The sequence below is a fragment of the Azospirillum picis genome, assembly GCF_017876115.1.
Lineage (GTDB): Bacteria > Pseudomonadota > Alphaproteobacteria > Azospirillales > Azospirillaceae > Azospirillum > Azospirillum picis.
Map to the genome: position 1 here is coordinate 56781 of NZ_JAGINO010000011.1, position 23477 is coordinate 80257.

General features: G+C 67.5%; 26 protein-coding genes. 10 read left to right on the forward strand and 16 right to left on the reverse strand.

Annotated features, from left to right (window positions below; translation table 11 throughout):
* The first annotated feature begins 17 nt into the window (after positions 1-17).
* Complete coding sequence (locus tag J2850_RS16080; protein WP_209983419.1) at positions 18-221, forward strand: hypothetical protein; 204 nt, start codon at positions 18-20, stop codon at positions 219-221.
* A gap of 43 nt (positions 222-264) precedes the next feature.
* Here J2850_RS16080 and J2850_RS16085 read toward each other — a convergent pair whose 3' ends face one another.
* From J2850_RS16085 to J2850_RS16095, 3 genes are all read right to left on the reverse strand, one after another.
* Complete coding sequence (locus tag J2850_RS16085) at positions 265-633, reverse strand: hypothetical protein (RefSeq protein ID WP_209983421.1); 369 nt, start codon at positions 631-633, stop codon at positions 265-267.
* 119 nt (positions 634-752) lie between these two features.
* Positions 753-1523, reverse strand: a complete 771-nt coding sequence (locus J2850_RS16090) for a TetR/AcrR family transcriptional regulator (protein WP_209983423.1) — start codon at positions 1521-1523, stop codon at positions 753-755.
* A gap of 49 nt (positions 1524-1572) precedes the next feature.
* Positions 1573-2511 carry a LysR family transcriptional regulator gene (locus J2850_RS16095; protein ID WP_209983425.1) on the reverse strand — a complete coding sequence of 313 codons (939 nt, stop codon included), beginning with the start codon at positions 2509-2511 and terminating at the stop codon, positions 1573-1575.
* A gap of 148 nt (positions 2512-2659) precedes the next feature.
* Between J2850_RS16095 and J2850_RS16100 the strand changes: the two genes are divergently transcribed.
* A complete protein-coding gene (locus tag J2850_RS16100; protein WP_209983426.1) occupies positions 2660-3400 on the forward strand; it encodes an SDR family oxidoreductase in 741 nt (246 codons plus the stop codon).
* Positions 3397-4488 (forward strand): alkene reductase, encoded by a 1092-nt coding sequence (locus J2850_RS16105; RefSeq protein ID WP_209983428.1) that lies wholly within the window; start codon positions 3397-3399, stop codon positions 4486-4488. The genes J2850_RS16100 and J2850_RS16105 overlap by 4 nt, the downstream gene beginning before the upstream one ends.
* A 24-nt stretch (positions 4489-4512) precedes the next feature.
* Here J2850_RS16105 and tyrS read toward each other — a convergent pair whose 3' ends face one another.
* Positions 4513-5793 (reverse strand): tyrosine--tRNA ligase, encoded by a 1281-nt coding sequence (gene tyrS / locus J2850_RS16110; protein WP_209983430.1) that lies wholly within the window; start codon positions 5791-5793, stop codon positions 4513-4515.
* A gap of 295 nt (positions 5794-6088) precedes the next feature.
* Here tyrS and J2850_RS16115 point away from each other — a divergent pair, with 295 nt between their 5' ends.
* The gene (locus tag J2850_RS16115; RefSeq protein WP_209983432.1) at positions 6089-6625 is read left to right on the forward strand and encodes a VOC family protein; all 537 of its coding nucleotides are present in this window, start codon (positions 6089-6091) and stop codon (positions 6623-6625) included.
* A gap of 27 nt (positions 6626-6652) precedes the next feature.
* Here the strand turns inward: J2850_RS16115 and J2850_RS16120 are convergent, their stop codons facing one another.
* On the reverse strand, positions 6653-7714 hold the full coding sequence (locus J2850_RS16120) for an ornithine cyclodeaminase (protein ID WP_209983433.1): 1062 nt from the start codon (positions 7712-7714) through the stop codon (positions 6653-6655).
* Complete coding sequence (gene rocF, locus J2850_RS16125) at positions 7711-8667, reverse strand: arginase (RefSeq protein ID WP_209983436.1); 957 nt, start codon at positions 8665-8667, stop codon at positions 7711-7713. The genes J2850_RS16120 and rocF overlap by 4 nt, the downstream gene beginning before the upstream one ends.
* Before the next feature lie 174 nt (positions 8668-8841).
* On the opposite strand from rocF, the gene J2850_RS16130 reads away from it, so the two are divergent.
* On the forward strand, positions 8842-9288 hold the full coding sequence (locus tag J2850_RS16130) for an Lrp/AsnC family transcriptional regulator (protein ID WP_209983438.1): 447 nt from the start codon (positions 8842-8844) through the stop codon (positions 9286-9288).
* Positions 9289-9408: 120 nt separating this feature from the next.
* On the opposite strand, the gene J2850_RS16135 is transcribed toward J2850_RS16130, so the two are convergent.
* Complete coding sequence (locus J2850_RS16135) at positions 9409-10320, reverse strand: LysR family transcriptional regulator (RefSeq protein ID WP_209983440.1); 912 nt, start codon at positions 10318-10320, stop codon at positions 9409-9411.
* Between the two features lie 107 nt (positions 10321-10427).
* Between J2850_RS16135 and J2850_RS16140 the strand changes: the two genes are divergently transcribed.
* Positions 10428-11273 carry an oxidoreductase gene (locus J2850_RS16140; RefSeq protein ID WP_209983442.1) on the forward strand — a complete coding sequence of 282 codons (846 nt, stop codon included), beginning with the start codon at positions 10428-10430 and terminating at the stop codon, positions 11271-11273.
* A 218-nt stretch (positions 11274-11491) separates the two neighbouring features.
* Here J2850_RS16140 and J2850_RS16145 read toward each other — a convergent pair whose 3' ends face one another.
* Both J2850_RS16145 and J2850_RS16150 read right to left on the reverse strand, forming a co-directional pair.
* Positions 11492-12709, reverse strand: coding sequence for an MFS transporter (locus J2850_RS16145; RefSeq protein WP_209983444.1), 1218 nt, complete (start codon positions 12707-12709; stop codon positions 11492-11494).
* 12 nt (positions 12710-12721) lie between these two features.
* Positions 12722-13570: an aldo/keto reductase gene (locus J2850_RS16150; RefSeq protein ID WP_209983446.1), complete on the reverse strand. Its 849-nt coding sequence runs from the start codon at positions 13568-13570 to the stop codon at positions 12722-12724.
* A gap of 141 nt (positions 13571-13711) precedes the next feature.
* On the opposite strand from J2850_RS16150, the gene J2850_RS16155 reads away from it, so the two are divergent.
* The 3 genes from J2850_RS16155 (at position 13712) to J2850_RS16165 (ending at position 16955) form a co-directional block, all read left to right on the forward strand.
* Positions 13712-14635 (forward strand): LysR family transcriptional regulator, encoded by a 924-nt coding sequence (locus J2850_RS16155; protein ID WP_209983448.1) that lies wholly within the window; start codon positions 13712-13714, stop codon positions 14633-14635.
* Between the two features lie 70 nt (positions 14636-14705).
* Positions 14706-15416 (forward strand): haloacid dehalogenase type II, encoded by a 711-nt coding sequence (locus tag J2850_RS16160; protein ID WP_209983450.1) that lies wholly within the window; start codon positions 14706-14708, stop codon positions 15414-15416.
* Positions 15417-15554: 138 nt separating this feature from the next.
* Complete coding sequence (locus J2850_RS16165; protein ID WP_209983452.1) at positions 15555-16955, forward strand: M20/M25/M40 family metallo-hydrolase; 1401 nt, start codon at positions 15555-15557, stop codon at positions 16953-16955.
* Positions 16956-17243: 288 nt separating this feature from the next.
* Here J2850_RS16165 and J2850_RS16170 read toward each other — a convergent pair whose 3' ends face one another.
* From J2850_RS16170 to J2850_RS16190, 5 genes are all read right to left on the reverse strand, one after another.
* Positions 17244-18152, reverse strand: coding sequence for a hypothetical protein (locus J2850_RS16170; protein WP_209983454.1), 909 nt, complete (start codon positions 18150-18152; stop codon positions 17244-17246).
* Between the two features lie 996 nt (positions 18153-19148).
* Positions 19149-19565 carry a type II toxin-antitoxin system VapC family toxin gene (locus J2850_RS16175; RefSeq protein ID WP_209983456.1) on the reverse strand — a complete coding sequence of 139 codons (417 nt, stop codon included), beginning with the start codon at positions 19563-19565 and terminating at the stop codon, positions 19149-19151.
* Positions 19565-19813, reverse strand: a complete 249-nt coding sequence (locus J2850_RS16180; RefSeq protein ID WP_307354443.1) for a type II toxin-antitoxin system Phd/YefM family antitoxin — start codon at positions 19811-19813, stop codon at positions 19565-19567. The genes J2850_RS16175 and J2850_RS16180 overlap by 1 nt, the downstream gene beginning before the upstream one ends.
* Before the next feature lie 126 nt (positions 19814-19939).
* Complete coding sequence (locus J2850_RS16185) at positions 19940-20392, reverse strand: PIN domain-containing protein (RefSeq protein ID WP_209983460.1); 453 nt, start codon at positions 20390-20392, stop codon at positions 19940-19942.
* 5 nt (positions 20393-20397) lie between these two features.
* Positions 20398-20643, reverse strand: a complete 246-nt coding sequence (locus J2850_RS16190; protein WP_209983462.1) for a type II toxin-antitoxin system Phd/YefM family antitoxin — start codon at positions 20641-20643, stop codon at positions 20398-20400.
* A gap of 149 nt (positions 20644-20792) precedes the next feature.
* Between J2850_RS16190 and J2850_RS16195 the strand changes: the two genes are divergently transcribed.
* Positions 20793-21752, forward strand: a complete 960-nt coding sequence (locus tag J2850_RS16195; RefSeq protein WP_246513123.1) for a M20/M25/M40 family metallo-hydrolase — start codon at positions 20793-20795, stop codon at positions 21750-21752.
* Between the two features lie 282 nt (positions 21753-22034).
* On the opposite strand, the gene J2850_RS32230 is transcribed toward J2850_RS16195, so the two are convergent.
* Positions 22035-22970 carry an HNH endonuclease gene (locus tag J2850_RS32230; RefSeq protein WP_307354444.1) on the reverse strand — a complete coding sequence of 312 codons (936 nt, stop codon included), beginning with the start codon at positions 22968-22970 and terminating at the stop codon, positions 22035-22037.
* 26 nt (positions 22971-22996) lie between these two features.
* Positions 22997-23473 carry a very short patch repair endonuclease gene (locus J2850_RS16205; RefSeq protein WP_209983465.1) on the reverse strand — a complete coding sequence of 159 codons (477 nt, stop codon included), beginning with the start codon at positions 23471-23473 and terminating at the stop codon, positions 22997-22999.
* Positions 23474-23477: the final 4 nt, after the last annotated feature.

Genomic DNA, 23477 nt, shown 5'->3' on the forward strand with positions numbered 1-23477 from the left:
CCATCATCTCAGGAGGCATGATGACGAAAGACAGGAAGAGCAGTTCGGTCAAGGAAGACCAGCGCGCCATGCAGCCCGGCGTCGGCGGCAGCGACGGCTTCAAACCGGATGAGGGCGCCCTGGAGCCGTTGGGCGACGTGGCGGCCGAGGACGACCAGCGCGACCTGCTGCGGCCGGACATCGACCGCCCCAGGCCGGACGCCGGCGACGCGACGCTGTGACGGTGGGCCGCCGGCCGGACCATTCGTCCGGCCGCGTCGGCCTTTACGGCCTCTCGGCAGTGTGCCGTGCCTTCCGCAGCCAGCCGAAGGACAGGACCAGCCGCTCGCCGACTCCCTCGGTCACGCGGTGCGGATGCAGGTCGGGACGGAAATACTTGATGCGGGGCGTGTTGATGATCGCCTTGTCGCACAGGAACAGGCCGCCCACCGCCGGTTGCCGCAGGACGATGTTGACGCGGTGGTGTTCGAAGCCGTCCGGCGCCGGATCCACATGCTCGTCCAGCCCGGTGGTCGCCGGGTAGCGCAGCAGGTAGCAGTCGAAGCGCAGCCTGGCCGACCGCGCCAGCAGCATCTTGAAATAGTCCTTGCCACCATTCTCCTGGCGGCCGCGGTCCCACCGCATCCATGCCATCGCTTCGCTCCTGATTGTTGGCAGGCGACGTCCCTGTGAACGGCGCCCGGCGGTGAGGCATCGCCGATGGTCCGTTCCGGCGCGCCGGAGGCGTCGGAAGCGGCCAGACCGGCGGCTGGTCACCCCCCGGCCACCGGATGTCCGGGATCGGCCTGCCCGGTGCTGCAGGCGCGCCCGCCCGTTACCGGCGCCGCAGCCCCCACGGCCGCTTCGACGAAGGCGATCAGCGACCGCGCATAATCCTCCGGCGTGATGCCGCGGCGGCGGTGCTTGGCCCGCTTCACGTACCAGTCCTGCAGCATCGGCTTGATCAATGCCGCGGCCATGGCGACGTCGCCCGATGCTCCCGGCAGGGTGAACAGGCCGCGGCGCGCGCCGTCGGCCAACGTATCGGCGATCAGCGATTCGGTCTTCATCTCGCTGGCCACCGCCAGCTCCCGCCCATCCCTGGGGAAGGCCTTGGCCTCCATGTAGGCGAAGACGAACCAGGGATGCATCGTCTCGGTCAGGTAGAGGTGCGTTTCCAGCAGCCAGCGCAGGCGGCCGGCGGGATCCTCGGCCAGCGCGTCCGGGGGATGGGCCAGCACCTCGTCCACCGCGCCGACCACCTGGCCGAGGATCATCATCAGCAGCGTGTCCTTGCCGTCGAAATAGGCGTAGAGCGCCCCCATGCTCAGCCCCGACTGTTCGGCGAGGTCGCGCAGGCTCATGGAGTGGAAGCCCTTGCGGTTGGCCAGCGTCAGCGTCGTCTCGACGATGCGGGCAAGGTTGGCGATGGCCACCGCCGGCTTCTTCACCCGGATCGTCGCGGCATGCCGGTCGAGGATACGGGCGCACAGCGCCTCCATCGACAGGTCGAACCGCTTCTGGAAACCCTGCAATCCGTTCATCCGCCCCATCCCGTCCGCCGGCCTATAAGGTGATCGTCGCCGCGTTTTTTCAAGGCCGCGCTGAGGGCGGGACGGCGCCCGCGAAAGGATGGGCGGCGGCATAGGCGGCGATCCGGGCCGCCAGATGGTCGGCCAGGGCGTCCACCCGCAGCGGCCGGTGGCGGCCGGAGGCGAAGAGGAGCTGCAGCGGCGTATCCTCGCGGGTCCAGCCGGGCAGCACCCTGTGCAGGCGGCCGGCGGCGACGTCGGCGGCGACGTCCAGCCAGGATTTGTAGGCGATGCCGACGCCGGCCAGCGCCCAGTCCCGCAGCAGGGCGCCGTCGTCGGTGACACGGTCAGCCTCGACCGCGACCGTCCGTTCGCCGTCCGCCATGGCGAAGCGCCAGCGGTTCAGCGGCTCGCGCCCGCGCAGCAGCACCAGGCAGCGGTGGCGGCGCAGCTCCTCCGGCGAGGCCGGCGTGCCCCGTGCTTCCAGATAGGCGGGGGCCGCCACCAGCACGCGGCCCGATGGCGCCATCCGGCGGCGGATGAAGGCCGAATCCGCCAGCGCGCCGTAGCGCAGGGCGCAGTCCACGTCGTCGCGCAGCAGGTCGGCCAGATGGTCGCCCAGCAGCAGGGTGACGCGGATGGCCGGATGCTGCTCCTGGAACGCGTCGATCCACGGCCGCAGCACCGAGCGCCCGAAGTCGGAGGGGGCTGCAAGCCGCACCGGCCCGGCGAAGCGGCCACGGTCGCCGGCCAGGCGCTCCGCCGCGCCGTCGAGCTGGTCCAGCGCCTGCCGGCAGCTCGCCAGATAGGTGGCGCCGGCATCGGTCGGCCGCACGCTGCGGGTCGACCGTTCGAACAGGCGGGCGCCCAGCGCCTGCTCGATGCGTTTCAGCGCGGCGCTGGCCGTCGCCGGCAGCAGGCCGAGTTGCCGTGCGGCCGCCGACAGATTGCCGTGGTCCGCGATGGCGAGCAGCAGCCGCAGGTCGTCGAGCGCAATCATTGTCAAACCCGGTTTGGCAATATGTCAAAAACACGGCGAATTATCACGCCCCGGCCGGCGATGCACAATCGCTTTCAGGACACGCCCCATCGCGGCCCGGCCCCTGCCAGGCAGCCCGGCGCTCCCGACGTTCGACAAGGAGAGGATCATGCAGAGTTCCCAACGGGCCACCCGTCCCCCGACGCTCCAGGGTCGCCGGGTGCTGGTCATCGGCGGCGCCTCCGGCATCGGCCGGGCGGTGGCGGCGGCGGCGCTGGCCGACGGCGCGCGCGTTACCATCGCCGGCCATGGCGAGGAGCGCGTCCGGCAGGCGGCGGCCGATCTGGGGGTCGAGGGGCTGGTCGCCGACCTCGCCGACCGCAGCAGCCTGGACGCCCTGTTCGCCCATGCCGGACCGGTCGACCATCTGGTGATCACCGCCGGCCCGCAGATCGGCTCGCCACCCTTCTCCCGCCTCGACCTCGCGGCGGCGCGCCGGGCGGTCGAGGTCAAGCTGTGGGGGGCGATGGAGGCGGTGCAGGCGGCGCTGCCGCATCTCGCAGCCGACGGGTCGGTGACGCTGACCTCCGGCCTGCTGTCCCGCAAGGCGGCGGTCGGCTCGCTGGCAAAGACGGTGATGAACGCGGCGGTGGAGGCGCTGGGCAAGGCGCTGGCGAAGGAACTGGCGCCGCGGCGGGTCAACGTCGTCTCCCCCGGCGTGACGGCGACCGACAACTGGCGGGCGATCCCCGCCGCCGAGCGCGACGCCTTCTATGCCAAGGTCGGCGCCGGCCTGCCGGTCGGCCGGGTCGGGCGGGCGGAGGAGGTTGCCGCCGCCTACCTGTTCGCGATGGGCAACGGCTTCGTCACCGGCACGGTGATCGACGCCGACGGGGGAGGGCTGCTGTGAGCGGCGCGCTGTTCTCGCCCTATCGGCTGGGCACGCTGGAGCTGCCCAACCGCATCGTCATGGCGCCGATGACCCGTGCCCGCGCCGGCGAGGACGAGGTGCCGTCCGACCTCGCCGCGGCCTATTACGCCCAGCGCGCCGGCGCCGGCCTGATCGTGACCGAGGCGACGCAGGTCGGCCCCGGCGCCAAGGGCTATTCCCGCACCCCCGGCCTCTACACCCCCGGGCAGATTGCCGCCTGGGGGGCGGTCACCGGCGCCGTGCACGACCGCGGCGGGCGCATCGTGGCGCAGCTCTGGCACACCGGCCGGGTGTCGCACCCGATGTTCCACGGCGGCGAAAAGCCGCCCGCCCCGTCGGCCATCGCCCCGGCCGACACCGCGATCTGGGCGCTCGGCCCGGACGGGCAGGGCGGCATGGTCCCCTGCGTCGAGCCGCGCGAGATGGACCGGGCCGAGATCGCCGCCACCGTCGCGCAGTTCGCCCAAGCCGCCGCCAACGCGGTGGCCGCCGGCTTCGACGGCGTCGAGCTGCACGCCGCCAACGGGTACCTGATCGAGCAGTTCCTGCGCGACGGCAGCAACCGGCGCGGCGACGCCTATGGCGGCTCGGTCGACAACCGCCTGCGCTTCCTCACCGAGACGGTCGAGGCGGTGGCCGCCGCCATCGGGGCGGAGCGCACCGGGGTGCGCCTCTCGCCGCTGATCACCTTGAAGGGCATGTCCGACAGCGACCCGCGCAGGCTGTTCACCCGCGTGGTGGAGCGGCTGGATGCGCTGGGCGTCGCCCGCCTGCACATCGCCGAGGACGACTGGGACAACGGCACGCCGCTGCCCGCCGACTGGCGCCGCGACTGGCGGGCGCGCTTTAGCGGCGCCATCATCGTCGCCGGCCGCTACACCGCGGAGCGGGCGGCGGCGCTGCTGGACGCCGGGCTGGTCGACCTCGTCGCCTTCGGCCGTCCCTTCATCGCCAACCCCGACCTGCCGGAACGGCTGCGGCGCGGCCTGCCGCTGGCGGCCTTCGACCCCGGCAGCCTGTTCGGCGGCGGTGCCGCCGGCTACACCGACCATCCGGAGGCGGCGTGAGGCGGCGCCCTCACGCCGCACCCGTCACGCCGTGACCACCAGCCGGACGTGCCGCTTGCGTCCGGCCGACAGCACGGCGTCCGCCGTGACGACCGCCGCCTCGTCGGTGACCGGCACGCCGTCCAGCCGGGCGCCGCCCTCTCGGATCAGCCGGCGCGCCGCACCCTTCGAGGCCGACAGACCGGCGGCGACCAGGGCCTCGGCTACCGTCACCCCGGACCCCGGCCCGGCGGCACCGTCGCGGGCCAGCACCACCCGCGGCAGGCCGTCGCCGCCGGCGAGGGGAGCCCCGCCGGCCGCGGCGGCGCGCTCCGCCTCGGCGGCGCCATGGCACAGGCGGGTGGCCTCGGTCGCCAGCACGATCTTCGCCTCGTTGATCTCGGCGCCGCCCAGCCGCTCCAGCCGGGCAATCTCGCCGAGCGGCAGCTCGGTGAACAGGCGCAGGAAGCGGCCGACGTCGGCGTCCTCGGTGTTGCGCCAGAACTGCCAGAAGTCGAAGGGGCTGCGCGCGTCGGCGTTCAGCCACACCGCCCCGCCGGCCGTCTTGCCCATCTTGGTGCCAGAGGCGGTGGCCAGCAGCGGCGTGGTCAGGCCGAACAGCGCCGTCCCGTCGACGCGGCGTGCCAGCTCGATGCCGTTGACGATGTTGCCCCACTGGTCCGACCCGCCCATCTGCAGCACGCAGCCGTGGCGCCGCGACAGCTCCAGGAAATCATAAGCCTGGAGGATCATGTAGTTGAACTCCAGGAAGGTCAGCGGCTGCTCGCGCTCCATCCGCTGCCGGACGGAGTCGAAGCCCAGCATCCGGTTGACCGTGAAGTGGCGGCCGATGTCGCGCAGGAACGGCACATAGGCGAGCCCGTCCAGCCAGTCGGCGTTGTCGACCATCAGCGCGCCGGCCGGGCCGCTGCCGAAATCGAGGTACTGGGCGAAGACGCCGCGCAGCCCCGCGGCGTTGGCGGCGATCCGGTCGTCGTCCAGCATCGGCCGGCTGGTGTCGCGGAAGCTCGGGTCGCCGATCCGGGTGGTGCCGCCGCCGATCAGCACGATCGGGCGGTTGCCGGTGCGCTGCAGCCAGCGCAGCGCCATGATCGACAGCAGGTGCCCGACATGCAGGCTGCCCGCCGTGGCATCGAACCCGACATAGGCGGTCAGCGCACCGCCGGCGGCCGTGTTCCGGCAGGCGGCGGCGATCCCGGAGAGGTCGTCGGCCGGGTCGCTGCACTGGTGCAGGAAGCCGCGCTCGCGCAGGACATGGAGGAAATCGGCGGCGGAGGAGGGGATGGTGGTGGGCCGTGTGGCCATGGCGGACAGTCTCGACGGTTGCGCCGTGCCTTCCGGAGACTGTCCCTTGCTTTTCGAGAACCATGGCCGCCGGAGTGCGACGGCATGGTTTCGGGTATGACCGATCGACGCCGCGCTATGTGAGCGGCGGATAATACATCGGGGCGGAAAGGGCGATGCGGTCGGTCATGCCGGCAGTCCTACACCCCGCCGCCGCGAAGATCCAGCGCCCGATGGCGACGCTGCCATTGACAACAGTTTCAAGTGAAACTAAAAGCCGGAGTGGCGAACGCCGATCACCGGGGAGGGGAGCATCATGCTGGTCGAGAAGATCCACCACGTCGCCTACCGCTGCAAGGACGCCAAGGAGACCGTGCAGTTCTACAAGCAGGTCCTCGACATGGACCTGATCGGCGCCATCGCCGAGGACAAGGTCCCCTCGACCAAGGAGCCGGACCCCTACATGCACCTGTTCCTGGACGCCGGGAACGGCAACATCCTGGCCTTCTTCGAGCTGCCGAACTCACCGCCGATGGGCCGCGACCCCAACACGCCGGAATGGACGCAGCACATCGCCTTCCAGGTGAAGGACATGGACACGCTGCTCGCCATCAAGGAGCGGGCGGAGCAGGCCGGCCTGGCGGTGCTCGGCCCGACCGACCATGCCATCTTCAAGTCGATCTATTTCTTCGACCCCAGCGGCCACCGGCTGGAGGTCGCCGCCTGGACCGCCACCGGCGACATGATGCAGCGGATGAAGGACGTCGCCCACGACATGATCGAGGAGTGGAGCGTCACCAGGCAGCCGCCGCGCCACACCGCCTGGCTGCACAGCAGCGAGTTTGCCACCTGATACAGCCCCGCCGCCGTCAGGCCGCCATTACGCCGCCGCCAGCGGCGCCGGCTTGGCGGCGCGCAGGATCATGCCGAACAGGTCGCGCGGCTCGTCGGGATCGGCCAGCATGTCGAGATCCTGGTACAGACCGGTGCCGGCCAGTTTGTCGCGGACGTAGCGCAGCGCCGAGAAATCCTCGGTGGCGAAGCCGACGCTGTCGAACAGGGTGATCTGGCGGGCGTCGCGGCGGCCGGGGGCGGCCCCGGTCATCACCTGCCACAGCTCGGTCACCGGATGGTCGGCGGCGAGCTGCTGGATCTCGCCCTCGATCCGGGTCTGCGGCGTGTATTCCACGAAGATGTCGGAGCGCAGCAGGATGTCGCGGTGCAGCTCGGTCTTGCCGGGGCAGTCGCCGCCGACCGCGTTGATGTGGATGCCGGCCCCGACCATGTTGTCGGTCAGGATGGTGGCGTACTGCTTGTCGGCGGTCACCGTGGTGACGATCTGCGCCCCCTCCACCGCCTCCTCGGTCGAGCGGCAGGCGGTGATGTCGAAGCCGCGGCCGGCGAGGTTGCGCAGGCACTTCGCCGTCGCCGCCGGGTCGATGTCGTAGAGGCGCAGCCGCTTGATGCCCAGCAGCGCCTTGAAGGCCAGCGCCTGGAACTCCGCCTGGGCGCCGTTGCCGATGATCGCCATGCAGGCGGCGTCCTTCGGCGCCAGGTGCCTGGCGACGACGGCGGAGGTGGCGGCGGTGCGCAGCGCCGTCAGGATGGTCATCTCCGACATCAGCACCGGATAGCCGGTGGCGACGTCCGACAGCACGCCAAAGGCGGTGACGGTCTGCCGCCCCTCGCGGGTGTTCTTGGGATGGCCGTTGACGTACTTGAAGCCATAGGTGCGGCCGTCGCTGGTCGGCATCAGCTCGATCACGCCGTCGGCGCTGTGCGAGGCCACCCGCGGCGTCTTGTCGAAGCTTTCCCAGCGGCGGAAATCCTCCTCGACATAGCCGGCCAGCTCGGACAGGAAGCGCTCGACGCCGACCTGCAGCACCAGCTTCATCATGTGGTCGACGCTGACGAAGGGAACGAGGTTCAGGTTCGGGATCATGCGGTGAACTCCGGTCGGAAGCTGCGGGTGGGATAGTCGAGGACGCGGCGGCCGAGCAGGCTGGCCAGCAGGTCCACCATCAGGAGCGCGGTGCGCCCGCGCTCGTCCAGGAAGGGGTTCAGCTCCACCAGGTCGACGCTGCTCACCAGCCCGCTGTCGTGCAGCATCTCCATCACCAGATGCGCCTCGCGGAAGGTGGCGCCGCCGGGCACCGTGGTGCCGACGCCGGGGGCGATGCCGGGGTCGAGGAAATCGACGTCCAGGCTGACATGCAGCAGGCCGCGCGCGTCCGCCACCTTGCGCAGGAAGGCGCGCAGCAGCGGGGCGATGCCGTATTCGTCGATGGTCCGCATGTCGTGCACGGTGATGCCCGAGGTTTCCAGCGCCAGCCCTTCGGCCGGATCGACGCTGCGGATGCCCATCATGCAGACATTCTCCGGCCTGATCCGGACGGCGGCCTCGGGAAAATAGCCGTCGAAGCCGCCGCGTCCGGTGGCGTAGGCCATCGGCACGCCGTGCAGGTTGCCGCTTTCCGAGCTGTCCAGCGTGTGGAAGTCGGGATGGGCGTCCAGCCACAGCACGAACAGCTCGCGGCCCTCCTCGGCGGCCCGGCGGGCCAGTCCGGTCAGCGTCCCGGCGGCCAGGCTGTGGTCGCCGCCCATGAAGACCGGCAGGGCGTCCGGCCCGGCGCTCGCCGCGTAGGCGGCCTCCGCCAGCGCCGCGGTCCAGCCCGCCACCTCCGGCAGCAGCTTCAGCGCCGCGTTGCCGTGAACCGGCGGCCGCAGCGCCAGCGGCGCCACGTTGCCGAGGTCGCTCACGCCATGGCCGAGCGCGGCGATCGCGCCGGCGATGTCGGCGGTGCGGAAGGCGCTCGGCCCCATCTCGCAGCCGCGCCGCCCGGCGCCGTCCTGCACCGGCACCCCGATCAGGCGGCACTGCTTCGGCTTCATCATTCCGCGTCCCTCGCCCGCTTGTTCTGCCCTGCTATCCTGCTGGGGCTTATCCGTTGCCCGACCCGGCAATCAGATCATGGGACGGCGGCGGACTGGACAGGGTAAATTGACAAAAGCACTGCTTGTGCTTAGCAAATCGGCAGCTTTCCCTTTCCAGAACGGCAGGCGCCCGCCATGTTCACGCTCGACCCGCTGGATGAGAAGCTGATCACCCTGCTGCGCCACGACGGCCGCCGCAGCATCTCCGACCTCGCGCTGGAACTGGGGGTGTCGCGCGCCACGGTGCGCGGGCGGATGGAGCGGCTGGAGCGCGGCGGCGTCATCATCGGCTACACGGTGATCCTGCGCGCCGACACGGTGGAGGCGCCGGTCCGCGGCATCATGCTGATCGAGGTGGAGGGGCATTCGGCCGACCGCGTCGTGCGGGCGCTGAGCGGCTTCCCCGAGGTGCTGGAGATCCACACCACCAACGGCCGCTGGGACCTGATCGTCGAGCTGTCGGCGCCCAGCCTGCCGGACCTCGACGCCATCCTGCGCCGCATCCGCCTGATCCCCGGCATCACCGGCAGCGAGACCAACCTGCTGCTGAACACCCCGCGCAGCACGCGCGCGCGGCTGTAGGCCGCTTTTCCCCCTCCCTAACCCTCCCCCGCTCCGCGGGAGAGGGAACTCCGCCGTCCCTGCACTTACTCCCTCTCCCGCGAAGCGGGGGAGGGTCGGGGAGGGGGAAAAGCGCCGTCCTCAACCGCCCGCCCCCGCCCGCAACGCATCGATGAACGCGCGCAGCGCCGGCGCCATCTGGCGCTGCTGCGGGTAGCACAGGAACAGGCCGGGGAAGGGCGCCGACCACGGCTCCAGCAGCGCGCGCAGCCGCCCGGCCGCGATGTGCTCCGCCACCGTGTCCTCGACGGCGAAGCCGATCCCGACGCCCTGCAGCGCCGCCCGCAGCGCCATCCGCTTGTCGTCGACGATCAGCGGGCCGCCGACCGCCACCTCGAACCACGCCCCGTCCTCGAAGAACTCCCAGGCGTAGGGGGTCGGGCGGCCCGGCCAGCGCCAGCGGATGCAGCGGTGGTTCACCAAGTCGCGCGGATGCTCCGGCACGCCGTGCAGCGCCAGATACTCCGGCGCCGCCACCGCGAGCTGGCGCAGGTCGGGACCCAGCCGCACCGCCACCATGTCGCGCTCGATCACCTCGCCGATGCGGATCGCCGCATCATAGCCGCCGGCCACCAGGTCGATCACCGCGTCGTCCAGCGTGATGTCGACGATGATCTCCGGATAGTCGCGGGCGAAGGCCGGCAGCACCGGTTCGATGTATTTCTCGGCGGCCGAACGGAAGGCATGAATGCGCACGGTGCCGGCCGGCCGGCCGCGCTGCTGGCGCGCCTGGTCGATGGCGCCGCCGAGTTCCGAGACGGCCGGGCGCACGCGGCGGAACAGCGCCTCCCCGGCCTCGGTCAGGACGACGCTGCGCGTGGTGCGGTTAAACAGCCGCACGCCGAGCCGCTCCTCGAAGCCGCGCACCGTCTGGCTCAGCGCCGACGGCGACACGCCCAGCAGCTCGGCGGCGCGGCTGAAGCTCAGGCTGTCCGCGACCGCCAGGAAGGCGCGGAGCTGGTTGAAGTCGGTGCCGGACAGCAGGGGTTCCATCCCGCGAGCCTAGCGACTTTTAAGCCTACCTTACAAGGCCTGTCAGAATCGCCGCCATTCTGAACCCGGCCCGCCGGGCGTATCTCCTGGGGCGAAGGAGACAGCACATGAAGACATGGTTCATCACCGGCATCTCGCGCGGGCTCGGCCGGGCCCTGGCCGCCGCCGCCCTGGCGGAGGGCGACCACGTCGTCGGCACAATCCGTGGCGGAACCGTCCGCAACGGCACGCCCGACCTGCCGGCGGGTCCCGGCAGGCTGGAGGTCCTGACGGTCGACCTGACCGACGGCGCCGCCGCCGAGGCGGCGGTCGGCGAGGCCTTCGCCCGGCTGGGACGCATCGACGTCCTCGTCAACAACGCCGGCTACGGCCTGCTGGGGGCGATCGAGAACGCCAGCGACGCCGAGGCCGAGCGCCTGTTCAACGTCAACCTGTTCGCACCGTTCCGCATCATCAGGGCCGCCCTGCCATACCTGCGCGCCCAGGGCTCCGGCCACATCGTGAACGTCACCTCGATCGCCGGGCGGGCGCCGGGCAGCGGCTCCGGTGTCTACGCGGCGACCAAATATGCGCTGGAAGGGCTGTCGGCCAGCCTGGCGCAGGAGGTCGGCCCCCTCGGCATCAAGGTGACCGCGGTGGCGCCGGGCGCCTTCCGCACCGATTTCCTGTCCACCCATTCGATCCGCAAGAGCGGCAGCGCCGACGCCGCCTATGCCGACAGCGTCGGGCGGATGACCGCCGCCTTCGACGCGGCGGACGGCCGACAGCTCGGCGACCCCGACCGCGCCGCCCGGGCCATCCTGGCGATGCTGCGCTCGGACGACCCGCCGCTGCATCTCCTGCTCGGCTCCGACGCCCTGCAACGCGCCCGCGCCAAGCTCGCGGCCGTCACCGCGGAGATCGACGCCTGGGAGGAGCTGACGCGCAGCACCGACTTCCCACCGGCGGACTGACGGCGGGGCAGGGGGCGGGCAGGGGGAATCGCATCTGGCGACAATCGCCCTCTCCCGCCCCGGGAGAGGGAAGGGGCCCATGCAAAGCATGGGAAGGGTGAGGGGCAATCCAAGGCTCAAGAACCGCATGGTTTCTTGGGCCACCCCTCACCCTCCCCACTTCGTGGGTCCCCTCCCTCTCCCGGGGCGGGAGAGGGCGCCGTATGGCTCTCGCCCGCTCAGTCGGCGCCGCAGGCCGACTCCGCGACCCGCGGCCGGGTCGTCCGTCCCAGCCACACCAGCCCCAGCCCGGCGGCGGCCAGCAGGCCGCCCGCCACCGGCACCGCGGCATAGCCGAGCCCGAGGCTGACCACCCCGCCGCCGACCGCCGCGCCCAGCGCGTTGCCGAGGTTGAAGGCGCCGACATTGATCGAGGAGGCGAGGCCCGGCGCCTCGGCCGCCGCCTGCATCACCCGCATCTGCACCGGCGGCACGATGGCGAAGGTCGCCGCCCCCCAGGCGAGCAGCCCGACGGCGGCACCGATATGGCTGGTCAGCAGCAGCGGCAGCGCCAGCATGATCAGGGCCAGCGTCGCCAGGAACAGCGTCGTCGCGCCGTCGAGCGACCAGTCGGCCAGCCGGCCGCCCAGCCCGTTGCCGATGGTGAAGCCGACGCCGATCAGCACCAGCGCCAGGGTCACGAAGCCGTCCGAGGCGCCGGTCAGCTCGGCCAGCACCGGGGCGACATAGGTGTAGAGGGTGAACATGGCGCCGGCCCCCATCACCGTCGTCGCCATCGCCAGCAGCACCGCCGGCCGCACCAGCACGCCCAACTCGCGCCGCAGGTCGGGCATCCGCCCCGGCTCCCCCTTGGGCAGGGCGAGCCACAGCGCGGCGATCGCCACCAGCCCCAGCACCGCCGTCCCGGCGAAGGCCATCCGCCAGCCGACCTGCTGGCCGATCCAGGTCGCCGCCGGCACGCCGCCGATGTTGGCGATGGTCAGCCCCATGAACATGGTGGCGACGGCGCTCGCCTGCTTCTCCTTCGGCACCACGCTGGCGGCGACGACGGCGCCGAGGCCGAAGAAGGCGCCGTGGTTGAGGCTGGTCACCAGCCGCGCCAGCAGCAGCGTGTCATAGCCCGGCGCCAGCGCCGACAGCAGGTTGCCGACGGTGAAGATCCCCATCAGCAGCATCAGCGCCGCCCGCTTGCCGAAGCGGCTGAAGGCGAGCGTCATCACCGGCGCGCCGGCCATCACGCCGATCGCATAGGCGCTGACCAGCAGCCCGGCGGTGGGGATCGAGACGTCGACGCCCTCGGCGATCACCGGCAGCAGCCCCATCGGCGTGAACTCGGTGGTGCCGATGCCGAAGGCGCCGATGGCCAACGCCAGCAGCGGCCAGTTGGCCCCCTGCCGGCCGCCGTCCCGATCGCTCTTGGAAAGGGTTGCGTTCATCGAACCTGCTCCTCACTTGTCCCAGGCCGGCGCCAGCCCGGCCGGGCTGACGATCCGGCCGTCCGGCCGGGCGAGTGCGCCGATTGCCGCCATGTCGGCGTCGTCCAGCGCGAAATCGAAGATCGCGATGTTTTCGGCGACCCGCTCCGGCCGCGCGGTCTTGGACAGCGCGACATGGCCCTGCTGGACCAGCCAGCGCAGCGCGACCTGTGCCGCGCTCTTGCCGTATTTGGCGCCGATCCGCTGCAGCGCCGGGTCCTTCGGCACCGCGCCGTCGGCCATGCCGTAATAGGCGGTGATCGCCACGCCGGCCGCCTTCGCCGCCGCCGCCATCGCCCGCTGGTCGAGATAGGGGTGGACCTCGATCTGGTTGGTGACGATCGGCGCCCGGCTCAGCGCCACCGACTCCCGGAGCTGCGCGATCGACTGGTTGCTGACGCCGATGTGGCGCGTCAGGCCGGCCGCCTGCACGGCGTTCAGCATTTCGATCTGCTCGGCGATGGCCACCGTGTCGCCCGGCCAGTGCAGCAGCAGCAGGTCGACATGGTCGACCTTCAGCCGGTCGAGGCTCTCCGCCACCGAAGCGGTGAAGCGGTCCGGGCTGTAGTTGTCGACCCACACCTTGGTGGTCAGGAACAGCTCGTCGCGGCGGGCGCCGGCCGCCTGGAGCGCGCGGCCGAGCGCCGCCTCGTTGCGGTAGATCTGCGCGGTGTCGAAATGCCGGAAACCGGCGTCGAGCGCCGCCGGCACCACGCGCTCGACCTCGGCGTCCGACATGCGGAAGACGCCGAAGCCCAGCGCCGGGATCGCGGCGCCATTGGCAGACACGAGGGGGGCGGAAATGGTGGGAATGGTCTGCATCTTGCCTCCTGGACCGATCGGCCTCGCGGCCCCTGGTCATCGTCGAAATCTTGACCGGGGAGATACGGCGCATCGGGGCGCTTGAAAACCGCCCCCGCCGCCACATCATCCGTGAACCGAATTCACAGGTCGGACAGCCGAATGGACAACCGTGCCGGCGAGATGCAGGTGTTCCTGCGGGTGGTGGAGGCGGGCAGCTTTTCCGAGGCGGCCCGGCTGCTCCAGATGACCCCTTCCACCGTCAGCAAGCTGATCGGCCGGATCGAGGGCCGGCTCGGCGTCCGCCTGCTCGAACGCTCGACCCGCCACCTCTCGCTGACCGCGGAGGGGCGGATCTATTACGAGAAGAGCCTGGCGCTGCTCGCCGAACTCGACGGCTTCGAGCGCGAGCTGTCGCACGGGGCGGCGAGCGCCGGCGGCACGGTGCGGGTCAACGCCTCGGTCGCCTTCGGCGTGCACGGGCTGGAACCGCTGCTGCCGGCCTTCTGGCAGGCGCATCCCAACATCCAGGTCGACCTGTCGCTGTCCGACGAGATCATCGACCTCTATCTGGAGCGCACCGACGTCGCCTTCCGCGTCGGCACCCTGCAGGACTCCAGCATGGTCGCCCGCCGGCTCGGCACCAACCGGCGGCGGATCGTCGCGTCGCCCGCCTACCTGGAGCGCCACGGCACCCCGGCCGGCGTCGACGACCTCGCCCATCACAACTGCCTCGGCTTCAACTTCCGCCGCGCCGTGCCGGTGTGGCCGCTGAAGGAGAACGGCCGCGTCGCCGACCGCGCCGTCAACGGCTCGCTGCTCGCCAACAACGGCGAGACGGTGCGACGGATGGCGCTGGCCGGCGTCGGCCTCGCCCGCCTCGGCAGCTATCACGCCCGCGCCGACCTCGCCGCCGGCCGCCTCGTCGAGGTGCTCGCCGACGCCGTCGACGGCGACGAGGAGCAGATCCACGCCCTTTATTTCGGCGGCCCCCGCCTGCCGCACCGCGTCCGCGCCTTCCTGGATTTCGTCTGCCCCCGCCTTCAGGACTTCCTCAATCCCCCTCCCGCCGCGGGAGAGGGCTAGGCTCCGGAGCGAACCGGGGCGCACGCCACCGCCCGCCTTTCCTATCCTCCACCAACCGCAGGCACCCACGATGCCCGACCCCGACACCCCGATGGTCACGCTCGGTCCCGCGCCGAAAATCATCACCTTCGACTGCTACGGCACCCTCGTGCAGTGGTACGAGGTGCTTCTGCGCGAGATCGGCGCGACGCTGGCGGCCCACGACGCGCCCGGCGCCAGCGCCCCGGCGATCCTCGACAGCTTCTCCGCCCAGGGGCGGCGCCTGACGGCGGAACGGCCGCACCGCCTCTACAAGGACATCCTGCGCACCGGCTTTGCCGCCGCCTTCGCCGAACACGGCCTGACCCCGACCGCCGACGAGATCGAACGCATCGCGTCATCACCGATGACGATGGGTCCGCACCCCGACGTTCCCGATGCCCTGCGGCGCCTGCGCGAGCGCTACAAGCTCGCGATCTTCACCAACTCCGACGACGACCTCATCGCGCCGACGGTGGCGCGCATCGGCGTGCCCTTTGATTACGTCATCACCGCCGAACAGGCGGGCGCTTACAAGCCGTCGCGGCAGCTTTTCGAGTACGCCCACCGCAAGATGGGCGTGACGCCGGACGAGACGGTGCATGTGGCGATGGGCATGTACTGGGACATGAAGGCCTGCCATGAGCTGGGCCTGCGTGGCATCTGGGTGAACCGGCGCGGCGAGACCGGCAACCCGGACTGGCTGCCCTATGCCGAAGTCCCGGACCTGACCGCCGCGGCCGCCCTGCTCCTGCCCTCCTGACGCCGCCCCCGCATGCCCCCATCCCCCCGCCCCCCATTACCCCCTTGCCTCCCGCCCGCGTCGGATTAGAGTCCCCAGCGGTCGCCCGCCGATCGCGCCGAGAGGTCCGGGCGAAACCCAATCGCGAAGAGAGCCGCCATGCTTCCTGTCGATGCCGTGCTGCGTACCGTGGATGCGTCCTTCGAGGAGTCGGTCGGCCGGCTCTGCGACCTGCTGCGCATCCCGTCGGTCAGCACCGACCCCGCCTATGCGGGCGATGTCCGCCGCGCCGCCCACTGGTGCGCCGACGCGCTGACGGCGCTGGGCTTCACGGTGACGATCAACGAGACGGCGGGCCACCCCATCCTGGTCGCCCATCACCCCGGCCCCGCGGGCGCCGAAACGCCCCACGTCCTCTATTACGGCCACTACGACGTCCAGCCGCCCGACCCGGTCGAGCTGTGGAACAGCCCGCCCTTCGAGCCGGTCGTCGTCGAGGCCGAGCGCGGCCGCCGCGTCGTCGCGCGCGGTGCCGCCGACGACAAGGGCCAGACCATGACCTTCATCGAGGCGTTCCGGGCCTGGCATGCCGTCCACGGCACCATCCCGATCCGCGCCACCGTCCTGCTGGAGGGCGAGGAGGAAACCGGCAGCCCGTCTCTGCCGAAGTTCCTGAAGGAGCATGCGTCCGACCTCCAGGCCGATTTCTGCCTCGTCACCGACACCAACGCCTGGGACGTCGACACCCCGGCAATCACCACGCGGCTGCGCGGCCTGCTCTATCTGGAGGCGACCGTCACCGGCCCGAGCCACGACCTGCATTCCGGCCTGTTCGGCGGTGCGGTGCCCAACCCGATCAACGTGCTGACCGGCATCCTCGGCCAGATCCACGATGCCGACGGCCGCGTCCGCTTCGACGGCTTCTATGACGGCGTGCGCGAGCTGCCGGCCGAACTGTCGGCGCAGATCCGCGGCCTGCCGCTGGACGAGGCCGGGTTCCTGGCGTCGGTCGGCCTGAAGCACGGCCATGGCGAGGCGGGCCGCACGCTGCTGGAGCGCATCTGGACGCGGCCGACCTGCGACATCAACGGCATCTGGGGCGGCTACACCGGCGAGGGCTCCAAGACGGTGATCCCGGCCAAGGCGTCGTGCAAGCTGAGCTGCCGCCTTGTTCCCGGACAGGACCCGCAGGCGATCGAGGCCGCGGTCCAGCGCTTCTTCGAGGAGCGCCTGCCGCCCGACTGCACCGTGAGCTTCCGCCGCTTCAGTTCCTCCCCCGGCATCGAGGTGCCGGTCGACACGCCGTGGATGCAGGCGGTGCGCGCCGGCCTGAAGGACGCGACCGAGCGGGACGGCGTGCTGATCGGCGGCGGCGGCTCGATCCCGATCGTCGGCTGGTTCCGCGAGCATCTGGGACTGGACACGATCCTGGTCGGCTTCGGGCTCGACGACGACCGCATCCATTCACCGAACGAGAAGTTCGAGCTGAAGTGCCTGCGCAACGGTATCCGCAGCCATGCGGCGATCCTGGGACGGCTGGCGGCAGGGCAGGTGGGCTGATCTGGCGGGGGAGGGGCTTGCACCTCAATCTGCAGATTTGCAAGGCAATCCGTCATTGAGACGGGCTGCCTTGCCGAGCAGACGTTGGTCATCAAGCCGCGAGGCAACACTCTGCGAGTGCCGTCTGCTTTGCGCAAAAAGCGAACACTGCACCTCCTGGAAATCTACTGAAATCGGGCGTTTTCTGGATGGTCTAGGCTGGGGCGATTATGTGGTCGACGCCCTTGTGGTATTCGGCCACAGTCATGCTGTCAGCATGTCGGCAGGCAATCTGCTTACAGCTTCTGCTCAAGGGGTGAAAGACGCAAAGGCAGGATCCTTGACCAACGTTAACGTCGTCGGATCACTCGGCTGCACGGCTCCGTAAGGAATCGCGAACGTGGATACCACGTTCGTGTTGGTCAGCGACGCCAGTGCCGATGACACGGCCTGATGGTTGACCGGCAGCCCGTGGCTCTGGCAGTGGTTGAGCATTTGAGCATGGGTTTCGACGTATGCTTTAGCGATCCGGCGAATAATAGACGCTTGTAACCCGCTCGGTGTGGGGGTGTTTGCAGCCATGTGATAGCCCCCAAGACCAGCCGCAGTAAGCCCAAGGCCGATACCATGCCGCGCGGACCAATCGTCATCGGGCATGAAGTCGCCTGTATTGGGATCAAGCCATAGCATCGCACTGGCGTAATTCATGGTCAGGGTCCAGGCCGCGTCCGCGATGATCCCGATGTCCGTGGCCCCACGCGTAGGGCTGAATTCGTACCACGACAACCCGTCGTGTCCGATCGCATACATCTTGGACAATAGCGGATTCCTGTCCACAAGTCCAATATAGTCGCTAACGCTAAATGGCCGGTTACTGGGATGGTTGTGGTAAAGCTCGCATGAGGCCGACTTCAGCAGTGCATCGGCGTTGCCTCCACCACAATACACTGCGTCGGGCTGCCCGGTTGTGGCAATCCAGATCGTGTGCGGCGCCGCGACACTATAGACCGCCAAGTGCTCGTTACCTGTAGCCATGAGCGAGCGAACTTGGTTTTCGGCCACCGTTGCCGCCGTGGAGCCAACGGGCACGGCGACTTTAATTTCTTTTAGGTTTGGGTGCGGCATACGCTGGTTCGCTTTATATGTTATTAGGGGGCAGGATAGAGCCACCGGGGCAGAGGCGGTGGCGCTCGGCGTCGATTTGGTGTCATCGGCCATCACCGCGTCCAGGGCCAAGGCGGCGATGCCGAGCAGTTTCTCCCGGTAGTCCGGGAAGGGCTGGCCGGCGCAGTCGATCAGGCACTCCGCGGCGTCGGCCAGCTCGCGGTAGTGTCGGGTCGACGGGCCAACGGATCGATCCTTCGGGCATTGTCAAAGTTGCATCTTATGCACTTCTGACTGCTAGGCCGTCGCCGGACAAGGCGCGAAGACGGTCGAAGCGTGCAGTAGCATCGCTAAAGGCGTGCTCGATCTCGGATCGCATCTCTTTTTCCCCGATCTTCATGCGCCGGAGGAATCGCGCCAGATAGCGGCACGAGTAGTCAGGCCAATCATGGAGAAATCCTACATGGCAGGCCAAGAGAACAGCCGTCATTTCAGCACGCATCTCCTCCCGACAGTATGGCTTTTGGTACTTGTGACGGAGATTAATGCCTATAATGACGGCGCCTGAAATAAGAGTCCCAAGCGATGCGCCGGCTAGACCATTATAACTCCAGCCAATTGGAGCCCCAGATATAAAGGGTATTAAGTCACGCGCGTAACCTGCTCTTATTTTATATCTGTTCCCTGCCCAATGGCCCAACTCATGACCAACTGTCATGTGCCACTCTGTGACGCGTTCGAATTCTGTCTTGCCAGCAGCTCGTTGCTTGTGCGGCAATCTAAGGGTCGTAAGCCTGAGCGCCGACTCACCCCTTATTTTAAAACAATGCCGCGTATGAGCAAGGATGGACTGATAGAATGGATGGATCCGAAAATCATCCAACCCGTTTTCCCCGTCGGGACATCTATCCGGATAGCCGTCGGGACCACCGACCAACTCCAACAGGCGGTTGTTAAATTCTGGAGTTATAATTAGGGAGGGGGGCATGGACGTAAACTCTTCTAGTTATTTGCATCAGTTCAATTTCTGCATTCTAGGAAGACCGGAATGCTGACATATCCCGGTGTCATGTTGGGAACGGGGCGTTTTTCTGGAAACGCCGGAGGGCGTTAGCTGCTGCTCCAGGGGTTGAACAGCGGAACGCCCATCGGTTCGAAATCACGCACATTGCGGGTCACGACGGTCAAGCGATGAACCAGCGCGGTGGCCGCGATCAGGCTGTCCCCCTGTGGCCGAGGATCAGGAACGTGGAGCGTCGCGCAACGCTGCGCCACATCCGCATCGACCGCCAGGATACGGCCCCTGAAGGCCGGCATCACCTGGGTGTCGATCCAGTTGCGCAGCACTGCCCCTTGCGCGGCATCCCTGCGGCCGATCTGCCCGGCACCCAGCTCGATCTCGAACAGGGTGATGGCGGAGATGAACAGGTCGGACGGCGGCACGCCGCCCGCCCAGGCGAGAAGGCCAAGGTTGGCCCGTGCCGGCCGCCGCAATTCAGAAATGGCATTGGTGTCGAGCAGGAACATCAGTCCAGCACCGCCGGCCGGGCAATGTCGCCGATCCGCGGCGGCTCGAAGTTGAAATCGGCCCCGGCCTCATCCTGGCGCAGCATCTCGACGATGGAGCCCCCCTGTTCGCCCGACAAGCGCCGATAGGTGTCGTAACGCAGAAGCACATAGGCCGGCTCGCCGCGATCGGTGACGATCACCGGGCCATCCTCGGCCGCTCGCTTCGCTTCGCTGGGATTCTGGTTGAACTCTCTGCTGGACATCATTCGGCCCATCCTATGCACTCCAGCCATTATGATGATGCTACAATACTACATCAAAGCGAGGGCTACCAAACGAACTGTAGACACAATCCTACAAAGTGGCGATTTCCGGATCTCGGCAGAAGGCGTTCAGTTAACCCCCAGCGCCTCATCAAGCAGAAGCTGCGGGCCGTCGGCAAAGGGGTTCACGATGGTGACTCCACCCAGCGTACGACCTGCCTGACCATCTTCCGAAAGGAGGAGACGGCACCCGTGACGCTTGGCCGTCGCCCAGATCATCGCATCCCAAAACGACCAACCATGATGGGTGACCGCATCCATTGCATCGGTGAGGCACGCGTCGTCGGCCACCACCACCGGCAATGTGTCGCGCCACTGCTGGACAATGTCTGTTGCTCGCGCTGGCGGGAGGCCCTGCTTAGCGCTGGTGAGGGTGCGGAAGAGTTCCGCCAGAGACTGGAGCGTCAGCACGCAATCCCGGCCGGGGAGACGGTGGATCAGGGCAACAGCCTGATGGTGCCGCTTACCGGCGGACCGGTCGACCGCATAGACCAATATGTTCGTGTCGAGCGTGAAGCGCATGGCGGTCACCGGTCATACAGAGCGTCACGGTCAAACCGCTCGCCCCCGAGGTCCACGCCGTCTTCCAGTGTCTGGAACAGACGGGTCCAGGCCAAGCCGCCATCGGCTTTGGCGGCAGACCGGTCATAGGGCGCCAACTGCGCCACGGGCTGTCCACGCTTGGTGATGATCACGGTGTGCCCACTGGTGGCCTGCCCGAGGATCTCGGAGAATTGCCGGTTGGCGTCGGCTGCGGATACGATGCGAGGCATCTCGGCATCCTTGTAGTGATCTTACTACAATACGAGCGCGGCTGTTTACCGTCAATGATAAAGTAGTGTATCCACTACTTTAAGGCGGCAGCTTCTGGATCAGTCGTTGCGAGTTATCGCCAGGCCCGGCCCAGCACCTGCGGAAGCTGATGTTGGATGCGACCGAGGGAGAGCAGCAGCACGGCCTCCCGCCGACTCCGGGAAGTCCTCCAACAAAGTTCCTGAAGGAGCATGCGTCCGACCTCCAGGCCGATTTCTGCCTCGTCACCGACACCAACGCCTGGGACGTCGACACCCCGGCGATCACCACGCGGCTGCGCGGCCTGCTCTATCTGGAGGCGACGGTCACCGGCCCGAGCCACGACCTGCATTCCGGCCTGTTCGGCGGTGCGGTGCCCAACCCGATCAACGTGCTGACCGGCATCCTCGGCCAGATCCACGATGCCGACGGCCGCGTCCGCTTCGACGGCTTCTATGACGGCGTGCGCGAGCTGCCGGCCGAGCTGTCCGCACAGATCCGCGGCCTGCCACTGGACGAGGCCGGGTTCCTGGCCTCGGTCGGCCTGAAGCATGGCCATGGCGAGGTGGGCCGGACGCTGCTGGAGCGGATCTGGACGCGGCCGACCTGCGACATCGACGGCATCTGGGGTGGCTACACCGGCGAAGGCTCCAAGACGGTGATCCCGGCCAAGGCGTCGTGCAAGCTGAGCTGCCGCCTTGTTCCCGGACAGGACCCGCAGGCGATCGAGGCCGCGGTCCAGCGCTTCTTCGAGGAGCGCCTGCCGCCCGACTGCACCGTGAGCTTCCGCCGCTTCAGCTCCTTCCCCGACATCGAGGTGCCGGTCGACACGCCGTGGATGCAGGCGGTGCGCGCCGGCCTGAAGGACGCGACCGACCGGGACGGCGTGCTGATCGGCGGCGGCGGCTCGATCCCGATCGTCGGCTGGTTCCGCGAACATCTGGGACTGGACATGATCCTGGTCGGCTTCGGGCTCGACGACGACCGCATCCATTCGCCGAATGAGAAGTTCGAGCTGAAGTGCCTGCGCAACGGCATCCGTAGCCATGCGGCGATCCTGGGACGGCTGGCGCCGGGGCAGAGGGGCTGATCTGGTTGGGGAGCTTTCATTTCCATCTGAAGATCTGCAAGGTAATCTCATAATTAAGGTAAGTTGCCTTGCAGCACATAAGCTAGTAGCTCCACTGCTCTCAAGCCGTGTAAGGGCGTGCAACTCACGGGCATTCTGCTCCGCCCCGCTGTGGACGGGGGATTGAATTATGGATTGAGGAGCTTGGAAATACCCCCCCCGTGAGTTGCCGCTTCCGGTCACCGGTATGATAGCTGACATAGAAGATATTTGTCCGCAGAAGCATTTTGATGAGAATGATGGCTACCCCAAGAAAACACTTGCCCTGTGATAGTCTAAGTAAGGAATTTGCTTGGGCGAAAAGGCAAGCGGTGGGGCTAAAGGCGTTCTTCTTAGCCCAAGCAGCATAAGTTCACTCTCTTTAATTTTTTCCGAAAAAATGACGGCGCCATCATTATCAAAGCTAATATACCCGCGGTCGAATAAAAGGTCGACATGAGGCGTCAGTAGAAGTCCGTTATTTCCATCGAGGCGTTCGAAAGAGCTTGAACATAACCTCCAAGGTTTTATGTGACTAGCGATAAGGAATGATGGTGTCTTTACGGTCGTTATACGGCACATTGTCTCAATGGATGCCACATTCCTTCGAAATAATCCCTGTCCTCTGCGGGCCAAAATAGATTGGCATCTCTCTGTTTCCGACAGTGTCTGATCAGTCTCCAAAAAATATTGCATCTTATTTTCTTGCCCCGCGATAAAATCTCCATAGAGGTTTGCAGCCGGAAAATCTATTTCCGATGCCTTGCCAAAGCCAGCGCTTAATAGAACAAACTCAAACGCAGCTTCGCTGATTTCCGCCAAATATGCCTTTTGAGTTCCGAGTCCTATTTTATTGAAAGGAGAGTATTTTTCTGGAAGCAGCGGCTGCAATCCTAAAATAATGCTGCCAATCGGAGTTGCTTTTTCAGCTCTGAACCAAGAAACTGGCAAGAGCCATCCCTCCTGACTCCAGTTCTCACCAGTTCCACGAAATTCTGCCGGCTTCATTGCGGTAAACGAAAAATCAGAGACCTGACCGACACTAATTATTCGTCCTTTAGCGTAGGATATAATTCGCTCCCCTGGAGCAGCAATTCTAAGGTTGTCATAGAATTGGCTGCGCCTGCCTCCGCGCTCCTTTTTAGGGGACCACAGATATCCTCCCTCAATTTCTTGTCGATAGGTTTTGCTATGGTTCACCCACCAATACCGCATAGTCAAAAACTCTATTTCCGAATAAGATTCAGGGGAAAATCCGTCTGCAAAGCGCGAGATAGGCTTTCTGAACCACGATAATAAATTATCGCGGGCGCTAAGCGTTCAACAATCTGCACATAATTTCGCGTTTCACATTCCCAGATAACTATATGCTGCCAGCCAGATTCAATAAGATGACTTTGTGTCTCTGCATCACGCATTTGATTGCTTTGGATTTTTGCTTTCCAGAATTCACTGTTGGTTGAAGGTAGCTTAGCCTTCCGACAGCCTTTGTGACCGTGCCAGAAGCAGCCATGTACAAAAACGGCTATTCGGGCGCGCGAAAAGCTAAGGTCCGGTCGGCCCAGGACACCTCTTGGAGCTATGCGGTACCTCAGACCACAGCTATGAGCGACCTTCCGGACGCGCATTTCCGGTACAGTTCCTACTGTGCGGACCGACGCCATTAGCGCCGAGCGCTTTTCTCGTGAAAGTATGTCCACCATACGC